This window comes from Actinoallomurus iriomotensis, from assembly GCF_030269445.1.
GTDB classification, from domain to species: domain Bacteria; phylum Actinomycetota; class Actinomycetes; order Streptosporangiales; family Streptosporangiaceae; genus Actinoallomurus; species Actinoallomurus iriomotensis.
The window spans coordinates 274,813-294,583 of record NZ_BSTJ01000009.1 but is presented as its reverse complement, the minus strand read 5'-3'; the positions used below and the strand labels follow the sequence as shown (position 1 = coordinate 294,583).

The 19,771-nt window shown below is 67.5% G+C and carries 20 protein-coding genes and 1 pseudogene; 8 read left to right on the top strand and 13 right to left on the bottom strand.

What is annotated here, in order from left to right; all coding sequences use genetic code 11:
- Nucleotides 1–87: 87 nt before the first annotated feature.
- Nucleotides 88–1,242 carry a hypothetical protein gene (locus QSK37_RS33775; RefSeq protein WP_285629392.1) on the top strand — a complete coding sequence of 385 codons (1,155 nt, stop codon included), beginning with the start codon at nt 88–90 and terminating at the stop codon, nt 1,240–1,242.
- A gap of 235 nt (nt 1,243–1,477) precedes the next feature.
- Here QSK37_RS33775 and QSK37_RS33770 read toward each other — a convergent pair whose 3' ends face one another.
- The 6 genes from QSK37_RS33770 to QSK37_RS33745 form a co-directional block, all read right to left on the bottom strand.
- The gene (locus tag QSK37_RS33770; RefSeq protein WP_285629391.1) at nt 1,478–4,018 is read right to left on the bottom strand and encodes an FtsX-like permease family protein; all 2,541 of its coding nucleotides are present in this window, start codon (nt 4,016–4,018) and stop codon (nt 1,478–1,480) included.
- Nucleotides 4,015–4,773 (bottom strand): ABC transporter ATP-binding protein, encoded by a 759-nt coding sequence (locus QSK37_RS33765; RefSeq protein WP_285629390.1) that lies wholly within the window; start codon nt 4,771–4,773, stop codon nt 4,015–4,017. Before QSK37_RS33765 ends, QSK37_RS33770 begins: the two co-directional genes overlap by 4 nt.
- Nucleotides 4,770–5,033, bottom strand: a complete 264-nt coding sequence (locus QSK37_RS33760) for a hypothetical protein (RefSeq protein ID WP_285629389.1) — start codon at nt 5,031–5,033, stop codon at nt 4,770–4,772. Before QSK37_RS33760 ends, QSK37_RS33765 begins: the two co-directional genes overlap by 4 nt.
- 248 nt (nt 5,034–5,281) lie before the next feature.
- Nucleotides 5,282–5,653 carry a hypothetical protein gene (locus QSK37_RS33755; RefSeq protein WP_285629388.1) on the bottom strand — a complete coding sequence of 124 codons (372 nt, stop codon included), beginning with the start codon at nt 5,651–5,653 and terminating at the stop codon, nt 5,282–5,284.
- A 69-nt stretch (nt 5,654–5,722) separates the two neighbouring features.
- Nucleotides 5,723–7,000: an MFS transporter gene (locus tag QSK37_RS33750; RefSeq protein WP_285629387.1), complete on the bottom strand. Its 1,278-nt coding sequence runs from the start codon at nt 6,998–7,000 to the stop codon at nt 5,723–5,725.
- A gap of 40 nt (nt 7,001–7,040) precedes the next feature.
- Complete coding sequence (locus tag QSK37_RS33745) at nt 7,041–7,472, bottom strand: nuclear transport factor 2 family protein (protein WP_285629386.1); 432 nt, start codon at nt 7,470–7,472, stop codon at nt 7,041–7,043.
- Nucleotides 7,473–7,548: 76 nt separating this feature from the next.
- On the opposite strand from QSK37_RS33745, the gene QSK37_RS33740 reads away from it, so the two are divergent.
- The 4 genes from QSK37_RS33740 (at nt 7,549) to QSK37_RS33725 (ending at nt 10,457) form a co-directional block, all read left to right on the top strand.
- Complete coding sequence (locus QSK37_RS33740; RefSeq protein ID WP_285629385.1) at nt 7,549–8,175, top strand: TetR/AcrR family transcriptional regulator; 627 nt, start codon at nt 7,549–7,551, stop codon at nt 8,173–8,175.
- Between the two features lie 90 nt (nt 8,176–8,265).
- The gene (locus QSK37_RS33735; protein WP_285629384.1) at nt 8,266–8,859 is read left to right on the top strand and encodes an RNA polymerase sigma factor; all 594 of its coding nucleotides are present in this window, start codon (nt 8,266–8,268) and stop codon (nt 8,857–8,859) included.
- 14 nt (nt 8,860–8,873) lie between these two features.
- Nucleotides 8,874–9,815, top strand: a complete 942-nt coding sequence (locus tag QSK37_RS33730) for a CU044_5270 family protein (RefSeq protein WP_285629383.1) — start codon at nt 8,874–8,876, stop codon at nt 9,813–9,815.
- Nucleotides 9,816–9,947: 132 nt separating this feature from the next.
- Complete coding sequence (locus QSK37_RS33725; RefSeq protein ID WP_285629382.1) at nt 9,948–10,457, top strand: hypothetical protein; 510 nt, start codon at nt 9,948–9,950, stop codon at nt 10,455–10,457.
- A 292-nt stretch (nt 10,458–10,749) separates the two neighbouring features.
- Here the strand turns inward: QSK37_RS33725 and QSK37_RS33720 are convergent, their stop codons facing one another.
- The 3 genes from QSK37_RS33720 to QSK37_RS33710 form a co-directional block, all read right to left on the bottom strand.
- Nucleotides 10,750–11,523, bottom strand: a complete 774-nt coding sequence (locus tag QSK37_RS33720; protein WP_285629381.1) for a C39 family peptidase — start codon at nt 11,521–11,523, stop codon at nt 10,750–10,752.
- Nucleotides 11,524–11,708: 185 nt separating this feature from the next.
- Nucleotides 11,709–11,963, bottom strand: coding sequence for a hypothetical protein (locus QSK37_RS33715; protein WP_285629380.1), 255 nt, complete (start codon nt 11,961–11,963; stop codon nt 11,709–11,711).
- 39 nt (nt 11,964–12,002) lie between these two features.
- Nucleotides 12,003–12,536, bottom strand: a complete 534-nt coding sequence (locus tag QSK37_RS33710; RefSeq protein WP_285629379.1) for an MFS transporter — start codon at nt 12,534–12,536, stop codon at nt 12,003–12,005.
- A gap of 57 nt (nt 12,537–12,593) precedes the next feature.
- Between QSK37_RS33710 and QSK37_RS33705 the strand changes: the two genes are divergently transcribed.
- Nucleotides 12,594–12,857 carry a hypothetical protein gene (locus QSK37_RS33705; protein ID WP_285629378.1) on the top strand — a complete coding sequence of 88 codons (264 nt, stop codon included), beginning with the start codon at nt 12,594–12,596 and terminating at the stop codon, nt 12,855–12,857.
- 204 nt (nt 12,858–13,061) lie between these two features.
- Here QSK37_RS33705 and QSK37_RS33700 read toward each other — a convergent pair.
- Nucleotides 13,062–13,321, bottom strand: a pseudogene (locus QSK37_RS33700) (transposase); the annotation flags it as partial.
- 408 nt (nt 13,322–13,729) lie between these two features.
- Here QSK37_RS33700 and QSK37_RS33695 point away from each other — a divergent pair.
- Nucleotides 13,730–14,179, top strand: a complete 450-nt coding sequence (locus QSK37_RS33695; protein WP_285629377.1) for a hypothetical protein — start codon at nt 13,730–13,732, stop codon at nt 14,177–14,179.
- 313 nt (nt 14,180–14,492) lie between these two features.
- Here QSK37_RS33695 and QSK37_RS33690 read toward each other — a convergent pair whose 3' ends face one another.
- From QSK37_RS33690 to QSK37_RS33680, 3 genes are all read right to left on the bottom strand, one after another.
- A complete protein-coding gene (locus tag QSK37_RS33690; RefSeq protein WP_285629376.1) occupies nt 14,493–14,702 on the bottom strand; it encodes a recombinase family protein in 210 nt (69 codons plus the stop codon).
- Nucleotides 14,703–14,806: 104 nt separating this feature from the next.
- Nucleotides 14,807–15,382, bottom strand: a complete 576-nt coding sequence (locus tag QSK37_RS33685) for a hypothetical protein (protein ID WP_285629375.1) — start codon at nt 15,380–15,382, stop codon at nt 14,807–14,809.
- A gap of 2,660 nt (nt 15,383–18,042) precedes the next feature.
- Nucleotides 18,043–18,243, bottom strand: coding sequence for a hypothetical protein (locus QSK37_RS33680; RefSeq protein WP_285629374.1), 201 nt, complete (start codon nt 18,241–18,243; stop codon nt 18,043–18,045).
- 206 nt (nt 18,244–18,449) lie between these two features.
- On the opposite strand from QSK37_RS33680, the gene QSK37_RS33675 reads away from it, so the two are divergent.
- Nucleotides 18,450–19,574, top strand: coding sequence for a hypothetical protein (locus QSK37_RS33675; RefSeq protein ID WP_285629373.1), 1,125 nt, complete (start codon nt 18,450–18,452; stop codon nt 19,572–19,574).
- Nucleotides 19,575–19,771 lie beyond the last annotated feature (197 nt).

Genomic DNA, 19,771 nt, shown 5'->3' with positions numbered 1-19,771 from the left:
CTTCGATCCGTGAACTTTTCCGGCTCCCGCCGCGTCCCACGAGTGGGACGATCACAGGAGCACGGACAACGGATTGAGGAGAGTCTTTTGTCGACGAAGACAGCCACCTTCGGTGCGGTCGCACTGGTGACACTGGGCATCTTCCTGACCGGTTGCAAAGAAGGCGCGGTGAACGCCGCTTCGTCTCCCACCGGCACCGCGACTCCGGCTCCGGCTCCGGAAAGTTCGAAGACTCCGGTGGACACGCCGGTGAAGGCCAGTGAGAAGTGCACCGACCACTGCCCTCCGGTCTCGGCTTCCGCCGCCTCCTCGTCGGTCACGTTCAAAGCGAAGCGGGTCACCGCCCCGCCGCCGCCGAAATCGGGGATCGACCATAACGTCGTGGCGCTCGGCACCGTACGGCTGGCGATGACCGCGAAGCAGACCGCGTACGTGGTCTCGTCTCTGCACGCGAACGCGGCCACCGTGCGAACGCTGGTGGACAACGAACTGCGTTGTACGTGGCCCGGCGGCAGTAAGAACATGGTGATGGGCCAGAACGTCTACGCGGGCACGGGTAAGAACCCGCAGTGGGAAGACAACTGGATCGTCACCAGGTTCCTACTGCACCCCGGCGTGGCCACGACGGCCACCTGCACGACGTACGCGAGGGTCGCCTCGCTTTACAAGCAGACGTCATCGGTGCAGCTCGCGGGCGGTTCACTGCGGTTCGCCGACACGTCGGTCGCCAACGCGGCGAAGGGCAAGCCGCTCGACTATGAGATGCCCTACGGCGACCTGCCGGTGGACTCGAGCCACCGGACCGTACGACAGCCCTCGCTGCCGATCACCACTGCGCCGGCCGGCCTGCACGAACTCAGCGCCTTCGGCGACGTGGACTACCAGGTGTGCCACCGCACCGGCGCGTGCAACAAGTCCGGTTCCTCCACCGCCCGGTTCACGTTGATCGTCAACCAGTGGAACGCGGCGGGCACGAAGCTCTGCCACACGAGCTCCTCGACGAGCGTCACCAAGACGATCCCGTACTGGGTGCACCACGCCGTGGTGCCGTTGAACACCCCGCACTTCGCGGTGTCGAAGGCACCGGGCTGCGCCCCGGTCTTCAACGCCTACGTACGGGTGGACTGGCTACGCGGCGAGACCGGCGCGGTGCAGGGCACGGCCGTCGGCCTGCCCGACCGACGCGGTTCCTCCTCGACCCACCGGTCGGCGATGAGCCACCTCTACATCGTCCCGGCGTGATCTTCGGCATGTGCCGCCACCTACAAAGGCCCCCCGCGAGATCGCGAGGGGCCTTTGGCCTGGGCGCGACTAAAGGGATCGTCCTTCACCGCCGAGCGGCGAGAGCGGTGCCCGCGGAAAGTGAGACCGTGGCCACGGCGGCACCGGCGCCGTACGCCGGCCTCATCGCCGCCGCACCCGACGACCCCGGCCTCGTCGTGCGGCCGGGGTCGGGTTGAGCCGGTGATCGTACGGCTCAGGCCGCCCCTGACGCGATGACGTCGACGGCCCTCGGGCGCAGCACGGTACGCGCGGCCAGCGCCGTCACCGGGACGACGATCAGGAACACGGCGGCGGTCACGCCCAGGAAGACGCCGACCGGGCCGGACGGCAGGAGCGACCCGGACGCGATCGCCATCGGCAGCACGGTGAATCCCGCGATCACCGTGCCGAGGACGAGGCTGATCCCGGCCAGCACCGTGCTCTCGATGAGGAGCATCCCGCGCACCTGACGGCGGGTGGCGCCCGCGAGGCGCTGCGCCGCGAGTTCCCGGCGCCGGGACAGAACGGCCACGGCCAGCGTGTTGATCGCGGCGATGGCCGCGTAGGCGATGGCCAGGAAGGCGATCAGGTAGTTGATCCAGGACTGGATGTCGAGCCCCTGCTCGACCGTGGAGGCGAGCACGCCGTCGTCGCCCACGGTGACGCCGGGCCACGCGCCGACCTGGGCCTGGACGGCCTTCCGCACGCTTGAAGCGTCGTGCCCCGGTTCCGCGCGGACCAGGACGTGGGTCGGCAGCGCCGCGGTGGTGTGAGCGGCCAGCAGGCCGACGGGCAGTACGACACCCGCGTAGTCGGACGAGTCGCGCAGCAGGGCCACGACCCTGACCGGCGTCCGGGCGCCGTCCCCGAGCCGCATGACGATCTGCCGGCCCACGCTGATGTGGAGCCGCCGTGCGGTGGGCTCGGGCAGTGCCGCCACGTCGCCGGTGAAGTTCCGCATCGTCCCCGACGCGACGGGCGCGGTGAGGACGGGCTCCGTGTCCTGGCTGCCGACGCCGAACAGCGTCGACGGGTCGGTGCCCTTGCCGTCGTAGGGCTGCTCGATCCAGCCGTGGCTGGTGACCAACGCGGACGCGGCGGCGACGCCGTCCGTCCGGCTGATCCGGTCGACCAGCGCGGGGGCGACGCCGCCCACCGAGGACGTGACCACGACGTCGGCCTTGAACTGGTGGAGGTACCCGTCCTCGGCGGCGTGCTGGGTCGTGGTCGCGGAGTACACGTTACCGAGGGCGATCGCCACGCCCAGGGTGACCGGCGTGAGCACGGCCGCGAACTGGCCCGCGCGGGCCCGCAGGTTGATGGCGGCCAGGGCGCCGAGATACCCGCCCGCGCGTTCGACGAGGTCGGCCGTCCGACCGGCCAGCAGGTGCAGCAGCTCCGGGCCGAAGAGGGCGACCGCGATGGAGCCGGTGAGAACCGCGGGCCCGCCGACCGCCGACGCCGTCTCCGGGCCCATGAAAATGGTGGTCACGGCGAGCGCGACGGTCCCGGCCGCGAAGACGGCGGCGAGCAGACGGCGGATCGGGGTCACCGCGACCGGCGGCAGGGCCGCCTCCGCGATCGCCTGGATCGGCCGGGTGCGGGCGGCCGGACGGGCGGCGAACCCGGCGGCGATCCCGGCGGACAGCAGCGCGGCGAGCGCGGCGGCGGCCGGCGGGAGGATCCCCGACTGGAAGTCCAGAGCCGCCGGGATGGCGCCCTGGCCGGTCGTCGCGGCGAAGATCCAGTCGCCCGCCTGACGGCCGAGCGCGAGCCCGGCCACGACGGCGAGGACCGCGACGATCATCGTTTCGGCCACCACCATCCGGTGCACCTGGCGCGGCGTCGCGCCGCTCGCACGCAGCAGCGCCAGCTCCCGGCGCCGCTGCCGGACCGACAGGCTGATCGTCGCGGACACCACCAGCGCCATGACCACCAGCACCATGCCGCCGAAGATGGCCGCCAGCAGGATCAGCGGCAGCCGGGCCCCGTCGATGCCGGTGAACTCGGCCGCTCCCCGGTCGCTCCCGGTGCGGACCTTCAGCTCGGACGGCAGCCTCGCGGACACCGCCGCGGCCACGTCGTCGACCCGTGCGCCGGGCCGGAGCCGGATCCCGATCGCGTCGGCCTGCGCGCCCTGCGGAAGGAAGCGCCGGACGTCCGCGCCGGAGAAGAAGTACGCCGGGGCGTCGACGTGCCGGGCGGGCACGGCCACCCCGGTCACGGTGAACGTCTCCGGGACACCGGCCACCGCGATCCGTATCCGGCCACCGGGACGTACCGACAGGCGCCGGGCCGTCGCGGCGTCCACGACGACCTGGCCCGGTCCGCTCGGCTCGGCGCCGCCGCGCAGCGCGTACGGGGTGAGCGAGGCGGAGGCCCAGTCGTGCCCGGCGAGGACGGCGTCCCGGGCGGGGCGTCCGTCCACCACGGGGACCGCCGCGAATGAGACGTCCGGGACGGCGGCGGCGACGCCGGGCGTCCCGGCCAGCCGCGCGGCGACCGCGGGATCGACGCGGCTCCGCTCGGCGTAGGCGGCGCGCTGCCCGCCCTGTCCGGGAAGCTTGAACCCGGCCGGGCCGGTGACGACGATCGGCGCGCCGCCCAGCCGCTGTGCGTCGGCGTTGAGCCGGATCGCCGTCTCGAACAGCCCGCCGGACGCGACCAGCAACGCGGTGCCGATGAGCACCGCGACCAACATCGCCGCCGACGCCCCTGCGCGGAACCGGAGCGTCGTGAGTGCGAGCCGGATCATCGCCGTACCTCCGAATCCACGGCCCGGGACGGCGTCCGCTGGGCGAGCCCGGCGAGCCGATCGGCCACGACGTCCGCGGCCGGATTCGGCAGCAGCTCGACGATCTGCCCGTCCACCAGGAACAACGCGTTGTCGGCGTACGAGGCGGCCACCGGGTCGTGCGTCACCATGACGACCGTCTGGCCCGCGTGGGCGAGTTGCTGCAGGAGGAGCAGGACCTCCCGCGCGGTGGCGGTGTCCAACGCGCCGGTCGGCTCGTCCGCGAACGTGACGGCCGCCCGGCTCGCCAGCGCGCGGGCGATGGCGACCCGCTGCTGCTGGCCACCGGACAGCTGGCCGGGCCGGTGCCGCACCCGGTCGCCCAGGCCGACCCGCTCGATCACCTGCCGTGTCCAGTCCCTGTCCGGACGGTGCCCGGCGAGCCGCGCGGGCAGGGTGACGTTCTGCCAGACGGTCAGCGCCGGCATCAGGTTGTAGGACTGGAACACGAATGCGACGTGCTCGCGCCGGAGCCGGGTCAGTGCGGTCTCGTCCTTGCCCGCGAGCGGGACGCCGACGAGCGTGACCGTCCCTGAGCTGGGCTCGTCCAGCCCGGCGGCGCAGTGCAGGAGCGTGCTCTTGCCGGAGCCCGACGGGCCCATGACCGCGGTGAAGCTGCCTTCCGGAAAGTCGACCGTGACCCCGGCGAGCGCGGTCACCCCGCCGGCTCCGCTGTACCGCTTGGCGACATCCCTGAGCTGGACCGGCGGATTCATCGCGTCTCCCTGTTGCTCGCCATGGACCCGTCACGGCCGCCGGTCACCAGCGACAAGGCACCGACGAGGGCGGCTCCCGCGCCCGTCGTCCAGAGCCACCAGGGCTCGACCAGGTGCCCGCCGAGCACGGCGATGAGCAGCCAGATCACGGCCTGGATTCCGGTGATGGCGAGCAACACGGCGGCGGCGATGCGCAGGACGGCGCGCTGCCGGGGCTTCCTGCTGGCGGTCAACGGACGGGTGAGGAAATCGTCATTCATTAGTTCAACGACCAATCGGGGAGGGCTGGGGGTTGATCAGGCCTCGGCATGAGCGGCGACCTGTGATCAGCTTGCGCCCTGCCGGCGATCGGCACAGGAGGTCCAGACCCCGGTCGATGGTGGTGCTAGGTAGAGGAACCGACGAGACGACGTTCCACCAGACGACTCCCCGAACGTCAAAAGGCCCCCCGCGTGATCGCGAGGGGCCTACAAGCGCGTCGGCGACGTTGACCGGCTACACCCGCGTGCTACCCCCGGTAGACCCCGCCGGCGGCCAGCCGCTTGCGTTCCCTCCACAGCGCGGAAAGGCCGGTCGCCCGGTAGGTCTCGACATGACGTCCGTTGTGGAGCAGCTCCAGCCGGTAGGGGATCGCGCCGAGCAGCCGCAACACCATGGCCACCGGAGTGAGGAGCAGGCGCAGAACGAACTCCACCAGCCACAAGGCCAGCACGATGAGGAAGACGGCCAAACCCGGCAGGCCGATGATGAAAGAGATCGGATCATCACCGAGGCCACCGGGAATCATGTCGGAGGCCGCCTCGAGGGGCACCTTCGCCGACCAGGCCAGGCGACGCTGCCGGAGCCGCCATTTGCCGCCATTACCGTCCCGCCATCGCATCGCAGCGGAATGTACCAGACCGGCATTCCCGATCTGTCAGTACAGCACCTGGGTTCGTGAGCAGCGGAGTCAGGGTGCGGAGCCGCCCCGGCCGGTGCGGAGGAAGACCGCGAGTGCGGCCAGGCAGAGGAACCCGGCCGCGCCGAGGCTCGCCACATTGAAGCCGTGTACGGCGGCCTCGGTCTTGGCGCCGGGATGCGCACGGAGGTGGTCGGCGGCGATGGTGCCCGCGACGGTGCTGAGCAGAGCGGTGCCGAGGGACGCGCCGATCTGCTGCGATGTCATGACCATCGCGCCGGCCACGGCGGTGTCGACGCCGGCGCCGATGGTCGCGGTGCTGTTGGCGGTGACCAGAACCCATCCGGTGCCGAGGCCGACCAGGAGAAAGACGGGGAAGACGTGCGGCCAGTAGCCGCCGTGGACGGGTACGAGGCCGAGCAGTGCCAGACCCGCCGCGATGGTCAGCAGCCCCGGACACAGCAGCGACCACACTTGTGCTCGCATCAGGAGCGGGCTGACGATCCGGACCCCCACCATCAGCCCGACGGTGAGGGGCAAGAAGGCGATTCCCGCCCTGACCGGCGAATAGCCGAGCACGTTCTGCAGGTAGAAGGTGAGGAAGAACAGCGTGGCGAACATCCCGACGGCCAGGCTGAGCACCGCTAGATAGGACCCGCCGCGACGGCGGTCGAGGACCACTCGCAAGGGCAGCAACGGCCAGGCGATCCGCTTCTGCACGACGACGAAAACGGCCAGCACCAGTACGCCCGCGGCCAGTGACCCGATGGTGATCGCCGCGCTCCAGCCGTCCGTCTCGGCCCGGGCGAAACCGAGGACCAGTGCCATCAGGCCGGTGGTGGCCAGCAGCGCTCCGGCGGTGTCGACGCGCACCCCCGCCGCGCGCGACACGGGACGGACCGCGTAGAACGTTCCTGCCGCAGCCACCGCGGCGATCGGCAGGTTCACGTACATGCACCAGCGCCAGTCCAGGTAGTCGGTGAGCACTCCCCCGAGCACGACTCCCAGGCCGGAGGAACTGCCCATGACGGTGCCGTAGATCCCGAACGCCTTGCCGCGCTCGGCGGGCATGGGAAAGGTGGCAGCGAGCGTCGCCAGGACGGAGGGGGTCAGCAGCGCGCCGAAGACACCCTGAAAAGCCCGTGCGGTGAACAGCATCACGGGGTCCAAGGCGGCTCCGCCGAGCGCGGACGCCAGGGCGAACCCGGTCAGCCCGATCATCAGGCTCCGCCTGCGGCCGACCAGGTCCGACAGCCGGCCGCCCACGAGCAACAGGCCGCCGTAGCCGAGCGCGTAGATGGTGATCACCCACTGCCGACCTATCGACATCGCATACCTCATGCGGGGAAGTGACTGCTGCTTTCTCGCGTTAGAACATGCCGTTCTCGTTCGCGGCTTGCTCCGGGATGTCCTGCATCACGTCCCAGTGCTCGATGAGCATTCCGTTCCCATCGAGCCGGAAGATGTCGACGATGGCCGTGCCGCGTTCTCCGGGCACACGAACCCCGTGGACGTGCCCGATGACGAAGTCGCCTTCCGCGAAGATGTTCTTGATCTCGGCCCGCAGCTCAGGGAATTCCTTCTTCATGAATTCGATGCGGCGTTCGAGGCCCTCGGCGCCATCAGCGATCGAGGGGTTGTGTTGTACGTAGCGGTCGCCGATGAGCCTGGAAGCGGCGGCGAAGTCCTTGCCGTTGATGGCGGCCTCATAGAAGGCCAGGACGTTCCGCTTGTTGCGTTCAAGCTGCGCATCCGCAGGACGACCCGATCCGCTCGGACGGGCGGCAGAGGTGGTGTCCATGGCCGGCTCCTTCTTTAGCTGACAGCTGTTGCGCTACGACTGTAGCGATACTGCTGTTTGGATACAATACGTCTCCATGGACTCGACCACTCCCGCTCGACGCGGCGCCCGCGGCCGCAACCCCCGCGGCCAGGGCGAACGGCTGCGCGAGGACATCATTTCCGCGGCGCTCCGGATGCTCGACGAGCTCGGCGACGACCAGGCGCTGTCACTGCGCGCCGTCGCGCGCGAGGTCGGTATCGCCGCGACGTCCGTCTACATCCACTTCGAGGACCGGGACGCGCTCGTCCTCGCCGCCCTGCAGCGCTTTCACCAAGACCTCGTCCAGGCCGTCGACCGGGCCGAGTCCACATCCACCGACCCCGTGGCCAAGCTGCGCGCCCGGATCCACCTCCTCGGCGTCTGGGTACGGCGCCACCCGGGCCTGTACAAAGTGCTCCACGAGAGCACCCTCAACCAGCGGCGTGCCATGGACTTCAAACAGGAACTGACCGAGCGCACCACCGCCGCGGTTCAGAAATGCATGGACGCCGGGCTCGCCCCGGCCGACGACGCCGCGATGGTGGCACTCGACCTGAGGGCCGCCGTCCACGGCGCCGTATCAATGCGCGTCAACCAGCCGGACCTGCCATGGCCACCGCTGGAGGAACAGCTCGACCGTTTCCTCATCAAGCTCGTCGCCGTCCCGTCCACGGCCTTCTGACGGCGGACTTGCGAATTTCTTCGGCGCGGGAAGCGATCGGCGACGTAAGGCCAATAACGAGCGACATGCCCCCGTCTTGAAGGGCGCTCGATGATTGACACGGATGTGGGGAGTGAGACCGACGCGGTGATCATCGCGTCGTCGGTTCACGAACCCGAGCTGTTCACCGCCTTGTACGAGCGGCACGCACCAGCGATCCATCGCTATGTGGCCCGCCGGCTCGGCACGGACATGGCCGACGATCTGATGGCCGAGACGTTTCTGATCGCGTTCCGGCAACGTGAGTCCTATGACCAGAGCCGTCCTGACGCACGCCCATGGCTGTACGGGATCGCCACGAATCTGGTCGCGCAGCATGCGAAGGCCGAGGCCCGCATGTGGCGGACCATCGCCCGTACCGGCATCGACCCGGCGATGGACTCGCCTGCGGATCGCGTGGTCGAGCAGGTCAGCGCCTCCGGTACCCGCCGTTCGCTGGCCGCCGCACTGGCCCGGCTCCACCCCGGTCAGCGCGACGTGCTGCTGCTCACCGCGGCCGGTGGGCTCACCAGCACGGAGATCGCGACGGCGTTGGGGGTCTCGCCGGGCACCGTCCACTCGCGGCTGAACCGGGCGCGCAAGAAGATGCGCGCCGCGTTCGGCGGGATCGACCCCCTTGACGTACCGGAAGGACTCGACCGATGAACGAGCTGGAGTACATGTGCGCCGAGGTCCCCGCGCCATCGGCGGACGCACTGGCCAAGGGACACGAGCGATTGATCGCCGAGGTGGCCGCTTCCAAAGCCGGCAGTACACGCGCCGGACGCGGTATCCGCTGGAAGCGACGGCCGTTCATGGGCGGCCTGATCGTGGTCGGCACCGCCGCGGCCGTCACGGCCGCGGTCGCGATCCTGCCCGGCGCCACGTCGACCCGCACCGAGAGGCTGCGCCCGGTGAGCGCCGTCGAAGTCCTCGGCCGTGCCGCCAAAACCGCCCGCACCGAGGAACTCCATGCGCGGAACGACCAGTTCATCAAGGTCACATCGGTGGAAATCGCGGATCACCGCTACACCCGCCAGACCTGGCTCTCGGTCGATGGCAGCGAAGTCGGACTGCTCCGCACCAACCCCTGCCAGTTCCGCAGCGGAACGGCGACCTGTGACGTCCGGCTGCAGAACGGGGACCGCCCGAAAGGCGCACCGCCCATGCCGTTCAACGGCACGCCCGCGTACCTGCGCACCCTGCCCACCGATCCGGCGGCTCTGAAGGCCTACATCCGCGCCCACACCGACAAACTGCCGGCCTCCAAGAGGCCCGCCGAGGGGTACGAGACCTGGAGCTTCGTCGTCGATCACGTCGTAGAGAACTACGTGCCGCCCAAGCTGCGAGGGGCGCTCTTCGACGTGGCGGCGACGGTCCCCGGCATCAGCGTGTCGAAGAACGTCCGCGATGCCATCGGGCGCCCCGGGATCGCGGTCCGAATGAAGACCGGAGCCGGCTGGCAAGAGCTGATCTTCGACCCGGTCAGCTACCGGTATCTCGGAGAGCGCGGGAGCACCACGCCATCCGGACCCGCGAACTACCAGAACGCCCTGGTGAAGACCGAAGTCGCCAGCACCCTGCCCCCGCACCGTTTCCTCCCCGAACGGCGCCACAACTGAGCCACCGGGCGGCGCCCGACGAGGCTCAGCCGTTCACGCCGACACGTCGAGATGCTCGTTCGATACGCATCCGACTTCCCGATTCATGTGATCGTGGACGCTCATGGCGTCCATAGGACTAAGGAACTCGCCATGGAATTGAAGGCCCCCCGCCGTATCTCCGCCCTGATCGCCGCCACCGCGATCGGAGGCGGCATGGCCGCTACGGCGTTCGCCGTCTCGGCCTCCGCCGACACCGGAAGCCGGGCCGGCGCCAACAGCATGGCCGGCATCTGCGCGAAAGCCCACGGCAAGTACAAGCCTCACCTCGTTACCTCCTACAAGATCACAGGCGGCGACGACTCCGTGCATGACATCCGGGGAGGGACGCTTCAGGTCTGGGCCTCGAGCCGGTGCGGAACGGCGTGGGTCACGACCGTGAAACTCGCCAAGTACTCCAAGCAGCCCTATCTGACCGTCGCCAGCATCACGTCCTACGACGACAAGAACCACCGGTGGAATGCTAAGAAGCAAACTGAGACCACCACGCGCTTCAGTGTCGAGTCCCCGACGGTGACCACCGGCGGCGTCAGCGAACTTCATGTCGAAGGCGGGTTCGTGGGGCCTTACCAGTTCGATTCAGCGCACACCTTTCGGCACTGACCGATCATCCCGCCGATAAGGGGGGCCGGCCTTGGGCCGGCCCCCTTATCCGTTGATGCCATCTGGATGACGATCTTCCCTGCCCGCCTTTCATCTGGCCGCCGCGGTCCAGCTTGGAAGGGAAGCCACCGATTGGCTGCCGGAAGCCCAGGACATATCGGTCCACCCAGTCCAGAAGGCACCCGACGCGACCTAAGACGCGTTCAGCAGGGACGGCGGCGCACGGTTGTCGTCAGGCGCGGGCACGTACCGAGAACAGCCGCTTCGACGCTTACTCGGTACGCGTCGAGGATCAAAGTCGCTCGAAGTAGTGCATTGCGGCGCGGTCTGCAAAGGATGTCGCGAGCGCCTTGGCCGAAATCGTGTGGGTGCCGCCGGTCGGCCCCCACGGATCGAATACGGTGATGGTCCCCTTGGAGATCTGATAACCGTATGCGACGATCGCATGCTCCTCGCCCTTGCCGGCCCTCCGGTCCCAGGGCAGGCGCTTCGACCAGACCTGGAGGATCGGCGCGCGTCGCAGGATTCCGACGTCATAGGAGACTTTCGTCATCAGGATCTCAGGGGCGTCGAACACGTCGCCGACCACAGTGTCGTTGTAATGACGCTTGTAGAGATAGCTGTCCATGACCGTCTCCACGTCTGAGATCTTCGTACCCGTCGATCTCGTTTTCATCTTTCTGGCGAGCGTGTTCTGGTCCACTTTGACCCCGAACGTCGCGAGGCTCATCGCGGCGGACGCCGGTTCGCAGTAGTAACTCGTCTGCTGGTATTGCCCCTTGAGCTTCAGCCGATAGGCGTCAACCGGCGTCGGTGAAGGTGACGTCGCCACGGACGAGGAACCGCCCGCGCCAGGTGGGGGTGAAGAGACCGTCGCGGCATGCGAGTTGCGCGGCGCTCGACCCCGTTGCGTAGCCGCGACCGCGGCGCCCCCAGCCACGAGCGCGACGGCGAGGGCCACGCCGACGAGCGTGCGAATGGAAACCATTTTCACTTTTCTCCCTGGCATCACCGGGGAGTAAATGCCGCCCAGCGACGTGCCGTTCCTGAAACGCTTTCTCCCCATTGATCAACTTCATTTTATCCACCCGTGCGCCGGGAAGTCCGAGGGTGCGCTCGGTGATGGGCGGGTTACCGTTTTCCCGCGCGCACTTAGGGTCACGCCAACGCCGAAGAGCAGGAGCGGCAGTGCGCACACCCACGTCGAGGTGCCGCGATCCATCACGACGAGCCCGGAACTTCCCGCGGCGATCAGGCCCGGACCTGCGACCAGCGAGCCAGCGGTACCGGGATCTCGAATGGTGTCAGCTCGACTGCGGCGCGCCACGGGCCGGCGCCGCCGCTCTGCAGGAACACGGGAAGGAAGACGTTCAACGCGGCCAAGCCGAACGTCCCCGAGAACGGCATGCACATCAGCGCGGTGAACGCGGGACAACGGAACACGCGGACGTCGAACATCGGATGGCTGCTGCGGAGCTCGACCGCGACGAAAGCGCCGAGCAGCACGATCGTGCCGGCGAATGCCGCGACGGTCCATGGGTCCAGTCAGCCGGCGGTTCCGCTGTTGACGAAGCCCAGGGACAGCAGTAGCAGCGCGCCGCCGAAGCAGGCCATGCCGGGCAGGTCTGGGCGAGGCGTGGACGGGTCGCTCGACTCCTGCGCGTACCGGGAAGCGACGAAGGCTATGGCGGCTCCGAGTGCGATCACCACGAAGATCGACCGCCATCCCAGTGGAGCGAGCGCGCCGGCGACAAGAGGACCGGCGGCGGTGCCGCCACCGAAACTGGCGCCGAGCAACCCGAACACGCGAACTCGCCGCGCGCCCGAGGTGGCGTGCGCCAGCACAGCCGAGCCGGCGGAGACCGTGGCACCGGCGGCCAGGCCCTGGACGCCCCGCAGCACGTCGACGACCAGGACATTGGACGAGACCGCGGTTCCTAGACGAAGAGACCACGGCCCGGCACCGCGATTGGGAGGCGCGACGGCGACGTCCGTCCCCGACAACCCACGCAGCCGGAGGAACGAAGCGTGCGAATAACGACCCACCACGCCAAGGCCGGGCACCATGGTCAGATGCATCCCGGAACGCCCCAGAATGCTGGCCCGCACCAATCCGCTCCGCCGTATGCCGTGATCGTGGAGGAAAAGAAGCGCCACAACGGGGCGTGGCACATCTCGCTGATACAACCGGTTGGCGGCGACCTGGCCGAGGCGAGGGCCACCGGCCAGAACATCGCCTTCCAGCACCAGCCCGAGACCGCCGGGCGCAAGGTGGGGCGCAGGGACGTGTACCAACTGGGTGAGGACTCCTGGCTGATCGTCTATGACGCGCCATGGCGGTTGGGGGCCACCGGGCACTTCCGGGTCAGCGTCACCCGCTATATCGGCTCCATAGGCTGAGCCCGACCTCGACGGCTCGGCCGCCTCGGGCACCCTCCACAAACCCATGGAAGCACGGCACGCGTTCCAAGATCTCGCTCACCATGAGTCTCCAAGCCGTGCAGGGCTTGGCCGACGCCAGGACGAGACGTCCCTTGCGTGCCCGTGAGAGGTCCTTGGTGACACGCGAAGCTGTCTGGGGATACGACGGATGCCTCAGACCGGGCGCCGGTATTCGTCGTGGTCATAGCCCCGGTCGGCATACAGGCGGTCCGGGCGCCGTCGTGGACCCCCGACCTTGCCGCGCGCATCGACCAAGGGCATGGGCTGGATGACGTCATTGCGGTGCCCGCAGTCAACGTCACCGCGAGCGGGATACCGTTCCCGTCGCAGATCAAGGTGTTTTCGAGCCTGGTTCGGCGCGGTCGACCGGCCTCGGACCGGTTTTGGGCAGCCTTCAGCGCCCGCACGTGTGAGCTGTCGACCACCGCCTTGGACCAGTCCAGCTGATCAGTGGCATGTGCCCGGGCGACGCGCCGACCACACGATTTCGGTGACGATCGACGGTGGCAGCGACGGGCGCGGGCTCGGTTGGCGGCTTGTCCGCCGTTCGGTGGACATGGGAATGACCGGATCACCGATCGTGTGAGGTGCCCGCTGCCGCGAGGCTGGCGGTATGGGCGATCACGAGGGAGCTCTGGGATGCGTGCTCTGCACGGCGCGCTGCAGTACCGCGACGGCGGAGGCCCGGTGCCGTACCACCACCCCGGCGACCACCAGCAATGACCTGTGCGCGCGGACTGCTGCGGGGGCGTTCGCGCGCTCACTTGGACGCACACCAATCACCCGGCGGGATGGCCTGTACCCCGAACTCGGACTGAAGGGCAGTATTGATGCACGCAAAAGACGCTGAACTGGCCGCCGCTTTGACCGAGCAGCTCAGCGACGAAGAGATCGTCGCTGCCGCGTACGCCAGAGTCGACACCGCGCTCAGCCCCGCGCGGATGCTTTCGCCGCTCGGTAACTACCTGATCGCCAGGCCCGCCGCTCGCGCGGCGGCGAAGAAGATGACCGAACAGACCGACATTCCGCTCGATGCCGCCGTCGTCTTCGGTGTCAGCGACAGTGCCCTGCACGTGTGGGCTGCCGACCCGATGCTCAATCGGGTCGGCGAGCACCTCGGCCGGATTCCGCTGGAGCTCATCGCATCCATCAAGGTCGAGGGCGGCAAGAGCTGGCAGCCGGTCACGATCAGCATGGCCGACGGAAAGAGCGTCGAGCTCGAGGGCCGGGGCTCCATCCACGCAGTCGCGGCCGAGTTCGACAAGCGCAAAGCCGGATAGCCCGGCCTTGCGCGGCTGCAGTACTCCGGTGGATCTGCGGCTGCCGCAGTGCCTCGCCGCGTATCGACCAGGGATGCTCAAGGGAAATAGCCGAATCGGGCGGGGGCGTATCGGGGCTCCCTGGTGGAGGGATCTCCGCGGGGCAGACTGGGGCATACCTGGTTGCACCGGAACGTACGGGAGAGCGAGCCCACGCGCTCGCCGGGCTTCTCCCGGACGTTGAGGTATCCGGTTGGCTCGAGCCTATGGAGCCACCGTTGATGACCTTCTGGCCCATCTTGAAGGCGATGTCCGCGCCGGAGGCGCGTGATTGTTACTCGTTCACCGCGTCGAGGACAGTGCCGACGAGGTCGCCGATCGGAGTGTCTTCGGTGTAGTCGGTGACCGATATGAGCACCGCGTCGTCGGCGCGGAGGTCGCGTTCGGTGATGGCCGCGTCGATGGTGTTGCGGTGCATGCGGGAGCGTGTGTAGACGATGACGGCGTGGTGGGCGTCGGCGATCTCGGTCGTCGCGGCCGTCAACGTACGTGGTCACCTGCACTGGCCGATGACCTGTGTGGACATAGAGAGAACGGGCCGGACCCAGATCTTACTGAGACTGACCCGTTCCTGTCGTTTCTCACTGGTCACGAACGACCCACGTAAAAGATCCTCGTAACCCGCGTCCGCTGCGTGATGGTACGCGGTGCTCCTCTGAACACTCTTGTCTCTCTGACCGTCCTGCGCGTGCGCGGTACCTCTCGGAAGGTTCTACGCTCCACCGTCTCTCTCACGATCCTGCGCGTGCGCGGTACCTCTCGGAAGGTTCTACGCTCCACCGTCTCTCTCACGATCCTGCGCGTGCGCGGTACCTCTCGGACGATCGTGCGCTCCGGTACCTCTCGGACGATCCTGCGCTCCGGCACCTCTCTGGTGGCCCTGCGCTCTGCGGCCGCTCTGCGCTCTGTCGCCTCCAGCCGCTCCCTGGCCTCTCTACGCTCTACCACGCCTCTGCGCTCTGTGGCTTCTGCGGCCTCTCTAGCCTCGCGGCGCTGTGCCACCCCTAGGCGCTCTGCCGCCTCAGCGGCCTCTCTGCGCTCGCGGCGCTGTGCCACCCCTAGGCGCTCCGCCGCCTCAGCGGCCTCTCTGCGCTCGCGGCGCTCTGTCATCCCTCGGCGTTCGGCGGCCTCAGCGGCCTCTCTTGCCTCCGGGCGCTCCGCCATCGCCGGGCGCTCTGCTGCCGGGGCCGCCTCTTGTGCCGGAGGTGCCTCTTGTGCCGGAGGTGCCTCTTGTGCCGGAGGAGCCTCTTGTGCCGGAGGAGCCTCTTGTGCCGGAGGTGCCTCTTGTGCCGCAGGAGCCTCTTGTGCCGGAGGAGCCTCTTGTGCCGGGGGCGCCTCTTGTGCAGGAGCCTCTTGTGCCGGGGGCGCCTCTTGTGCAGGAGCCTCTTGTGCCGGGGGCGCCTCTTGCGCAGGAGCCTCTTGCGCCGGAGCCTCTTGTGCCGGGGGCTCCTCTTGTGCCGGAAGCGCCTCTACTGCCTGCGGGGCCTCTGCGGCCTCGCCTTCGCCCTGGGCGTACAAGCCGGGCATGAACTGGTGAGACGAGGGCTGGATGCTGACACTCGCGAACGCGTTCCCACCGGATATCGCCGGACCAGCCACCGCGACGATAGAGGCGGCAGCCAGCCCAGCCAGCCGTGCGTTTTTCTTGGACATAGCATTTTCCTCTCTCGTGATCGAGCCGTAGATCTTGGTTGAGCCTGCAGCGGCAACGACTCGATTACTTGCGGGCGGTCGCGGCAAGGGTCGGCTAGCCGAAGGTAGTCCAAATCACTTGAAGTTTTCGGCTCGCGATGCCCGCCCCCTTCAGCGTCGTGATTTGACTCTCCTTATCACGCTTCTCAGCGGCGTACGGATTTGTCAAGACCAGGCTCCAGATTTTGCCTGTCGAAAGGTGCTGCCACGGGAACAAGCGCCTATCTACGCCAGCCATAATGTTAATCGCGCTGGTGGCGCCGGAGAACAAGGACGCCCACCGCATGATCACCCGGCTGTTGTCTGAGCCGAAACTCGTGCGGTGGCCGTTGGCCGCAACATGAACCCTGACGACGGGCGGTCACGTTCGATGGCGGCAGGCCGGCTGCCATGGGAACACCATCATTGTACGGAGGCCAGTTGGCCATCCACGTCCACTCGTCGTTGACGTATCGTGCGCTGGTAGATCTCTTGGCCATATGTGAGGTTCAGGCACAAATTTTTCTGAAGCGTGAACATGCCGAGCGGCGTCCCGTATCGCACCGCAGGACTTCGACAGTAGGACGTCTCCACTCGCACGAAACCCGAAACCCTGCAAACCGGAAATTTACCGAAACGTGAATACGCCATTACCCTCGATGGTCCGAGAATCGGCGTCCTACCCCAGGGCTGACCGCATTCTCACTGCGTGAGACGCGAGGATGGTGAGCGGACACGTCCCTCACATAATGGTCGCGGTTCTCGATCGACCACTCGCCGCGCACCAGGGCGGCGAGCCGCTGCGGTGTAGGGGCGTGCCAGCCGGCACCGAGCTGCGACCTAGTTCATTCTGAGGGAAGATCGTGTGAGCGCTATCTGCACTCGATTAGCTCAGCTAGTTGTACAACGTCTTTAGTTGTCCATCAGCCCTGGTCCCGTAGACAACGACCTACAGTTAGCGTTGGCCGAGCCGACAAGACTCAACATCCCACCAGGGCCCGGCGGTCCCTCCGGTAACAGCCTTAACTTAACTAACCGCCGGGTAAACGTTGTCGCCCGACAGTTGACCTTTGCCATGTCACCTTGGGACGACATCACGGCCGCTGATCCAGGACCTGTGTCCCGCCGTCGCGGCGGACTTCCAGGGGGCGGGCCTGGCAGCCGTCCGTGAGCCGGACTACTGCCCACGGTGGTACAAGTAAAACTTTCGCCTCGGACTTGACATACAGCCAAGACGCCCACCAGCGTAGTATTAAACGACGAGTGGGCAGTCTTGGATGCCATTAGCCGTTCAGCCTTAGCCGGCGTCGAGCTAAAGCTTATTTACCTGAAACTATAACGCGATGCATGTCGGCGCCCCGCTCGTTCTGCAATTAGGAGGGCTCACGTCGCCGCCTTCAAAAGCGGCAAATTCTCCGGTTCAACGGTGATCGCTCGGACCGGGGTGGAGAATAGTGAGTGCCATGAAAAAAGTGCACGCCTTCAGGTGGCTGGTTGCGGTGCCGTTGGCATCTCTGACTCTTTGCGGCACCGTAAGAGCGGCCTCCACAACTCAGACGACGTATACGTACGGTCATCTTGCCGCCGTTAGTACGGCGAGCGCTCAGCCGAGTGACGGCAGCGACTCGTGGCCCGACACTGATGAACGGCGGAACACCGTTCCGCTGCATGATCTTCCATTTGCGTCGCCCTGCTACTGCGCCGGAGGGATGTGTGTGTGTTGATTAGCGCCATGCCGAACGCTCCAATCCTGTGGTCGCGGGCTGCCATCTCGTTGGCGTGTCTGACGATTATTTCTACGACAGGAGTCGACGCAGTAAGCAAAATTACGTACGGAGACAGTTATATTGGTGGCGCTGGTCCAAAAAATTTGGTTGTCGCGAGCAAGCTGCGGCCTGACAACCACGTACCCTGCAAGAACTACGAACGTCCGCCACTGATGTCGCCATGTTACTGCGCAGACGGGATATGTCACTGTTGCGGGACGACGGGGAGTAGCGGGTAAGACCCGTTAAGGAAGATACATACTTACTGGTTGCACGGGAACTTGCACAACAAAAAGCCAACCGGACAGTGCGAGTATTTCCCGGTGCTGCGCCAACGTCGACCGCCGTCAACCGGCGGGACAGTGACCCTGTCGCCCCGTTTGGGACTCACGGCGTGACCTCGACCGGGCCGAAGTCGCCGTCGGTCGGTCTCAGCGCGAGGAAGATCCTAGACGCGGTGGTCAGGGTCTCGTCGCTCTGGTCCTCACGATCGGCGGCCGTGAGGTAGAAGTCCGGCGCGTCGCGATGAGTGACGCGCAACCGGACTCTGGCGGCAATCCACCCAGAACCGCCGGGAACGACACTCACAGGTCCGTAGGCACCCAAATGATCTCCGAGGCCCTTCGGATCCGTCCGTACGCTGGGCGAACGCCGAACCGACCGTTCAGGCTGGTCCGCTCCGGAGCAAGATCGTTCGCCCCGGGTGGCTCCCACGGTGGTGCCCGGGAGCCACGTTACATCGGGGACATTCTGGGCAGTGCTGAACGCCGGGGTCGCCGACGAGAAGGGCCGTCATGGGTGAGTCGTCGCAAAGCGTTACGGTTGTGGCTCTCCTAGCGGATCCGGACGCGCCTACAGAGATCGCGCAGCGCATGGCCCGGGTACTGCCTGCTCGGCTCGCGGACAAGGCCGGCCAGCAGCGACGGTTCGACTTCGAGGTGGTCAGTGAGCCCTTCACCGCAGGGACCGAGGATCTGCCCACGTTGACGCGCCGGATCATGGACCGCGGGCGTGCGGAGAATTGGGACATCGTCGTGGCGCTCACCAACCTTCCGTTGCACTCACAGGGACGCAAGCTCGTCGTGGATCTGAGCCATGAGCACGGCCTGGCGCTGCTGTCCCTCCCCTCACTGGGTGGCCTGCGCTTTCAGAGGAGGGCCCGCCGGGCGGTTGAAGAGGCTGTGCTCAGCCTGGCGGGTGCGCGAGCTGAGGCCGAGCAACCTCCTCACCGTCGATCGCTGGGACGCTTCACCGGTCGCCTTGCGCCTGTTCATCCGGGCCCGATCGGCAAGGAAGAGACCTCTGATCTGCGATACGTCGTCAGCGGGCCACGCGGTTACCTGAGGGTGCTCGGCGGTATGGTCCGCGCCAACCGGCCGTGGCGGTTGGTCCCAGGACTCTCGAAGGCGCTGGCGGCCGCACTCGCCACCGGAGCAATCGCCACAGTGAACTCCACTCTATGGAGTCTGGCCGCGTCCCTGGCCACGCCACGCCTCGTGATCGCCACGATCGGGTCTATCGCCCTCTTGATCGGCTGGCTGATCGTGGACGCGCATCTGTGGCATCGAGCCTCGGAGGACTCGCCGGAGGCGAGGAAGCGGGCAGCCCTTTACAACGCGTCAACGGTCCTGACGGTGGGCATCGGGGTGCTCGTCTGCTACGCGGGTCTGATGGTCATCAACTTGGTGTGGGCGCTCTTCATCCTCAACGGCCAAGTGTTCGCCCGCATGACACGAGCCCCGCTCCACGCCACGGAATACTGGACGCTGGCCTGGTTCGTCGCTTCGGTCGCCACAGTGGGCGGCGCGCTGGGATCAGGCCTGGAGAGCGACGAGGCGATCCGGGCAGCCGCCTATTCCAAGCGCGAACAGGAACGTCGCCGCATGCTCAAGAATGACGAGGATCAGCTGGCGACCTGAGCCGCCAGACCGTCCTCTCATATGCCGTGTCGTCCGTGCCCTCGGTGACGTCCCGCGTGGTGGTGTAAGTGATCGTCACCGTGTGCGGGTCGGCGAGCAGTCTCTGGATCGCCCCAGGTCGGGTGGAGGCCCTGGTCTGCAACTTCGCCGGAGCGGTCCACTCGGTTCGCCCACGGCCGTTCGGAGCATGACGCGGA

Coding starts and splice junctions, on each gene's coding strand:
- QSK37_RS33770 (WP_285629391.1), bottom strand. CDS start 4,018: ATGATCCGGCTCGCACTCACGACGCTCCGGTTCCGCGCAGGGGCGTCG.
- QSK37_RS33765 (WP_285629390.1), bottom strand. CDS start 4,773: ATGAATCCGCCGGTCCAGCTCAGGGATGTCGCCAAGCGGTACAGCGGA.
- QSK37_RS33760 (WP_285629389.1), bottom strand. CDS start 5,033: ATGAATGACGATTTCCTCACCCGTCCGTTGACCGCCAGCAGGAAGCCC.
- QSK37_RS33755 (WP_285629388.1), bottom strand. CDS start 5,653: ATGCGATGGCGGGACGGTAATGGCGGCAAATGGCGGCTCCGGCAGCGT.
- QSK37_RS33750 (WP_285629387.1), bottom strand. CDS start 7,000: ATGTCGATAGGTCGGCAGTGGGTGATCACCATCTACGCGCTCGGCTAC.
- QSK37_RS33745 (WP_285629386.1), bottom strand. CDS start 7,472: ATGGACACCACCTCTGCCGCCCGTCCGAGCGGATCGGGTCGTCCTGCG.
- QSK37_RS33740 (WP_285629385.1), top strand. CDS start 7,549: ATGGACTCGACCACTCCCGCTCGACGCGGCGCCCGCGGCCGCAACCCC.
- QSK37_RS33735 (WP_285629384.1), top strand. CDS start 8,266: ATGATTGACACGGATGTGGGGAGTGAGACCGACGCGGTGATCATCGCG.
- QSK37_RS33730 (WP_285629383.1), top strand. CDS start 8,874: ATGTGCGCCGAGGTCCCCGCGCCATCGGCGGACGCACTGGCCAAGGGA.
- QSK37_RS33725 (WP_285629382.1), top strand. CDS start 9,948: ATGGAATTGAAGGCCCCCCGCCGTATCTCCGCCCTGATCGCCGCCACC.
- QSK37_RS33720 (WP_285629381.1), bottom strand. CDS start 11,523: ATGGGGAGAAAGCGTTTCAGGAACGGCACGTCGCTGGGCGGCATTTAC.
- QSK37_RS33710 (WP_285629379.1), bottom strand. CDS start 12,536: ATGCATCTGACCATGGTGCCCGGCCTTGGCGTGGTGGGTCGTTATTCG.
- QSK37_RS33695 (WP_285629377.1), top strand. CDS start 13,730: ATGCACGCAAAAGACGCTGAACTGGCCGCCGCTTTGACCGAGCAGCTC.
- QSK37_RS33685 (WP_285629375.1), bottom strand. CDS start 15,382: ATGGCGGAGCGCCCGGAGGCAAGAGAGGCCGCTGAGGCCGCCGAACGC.
- QSK37_RS33675 (WP_285629373.1), top strand. CDS start 18,450: ATGGGTGAGTCGTCGCAAAGCGTTACGGTTGTGGCTCTCCTAGCGGAT.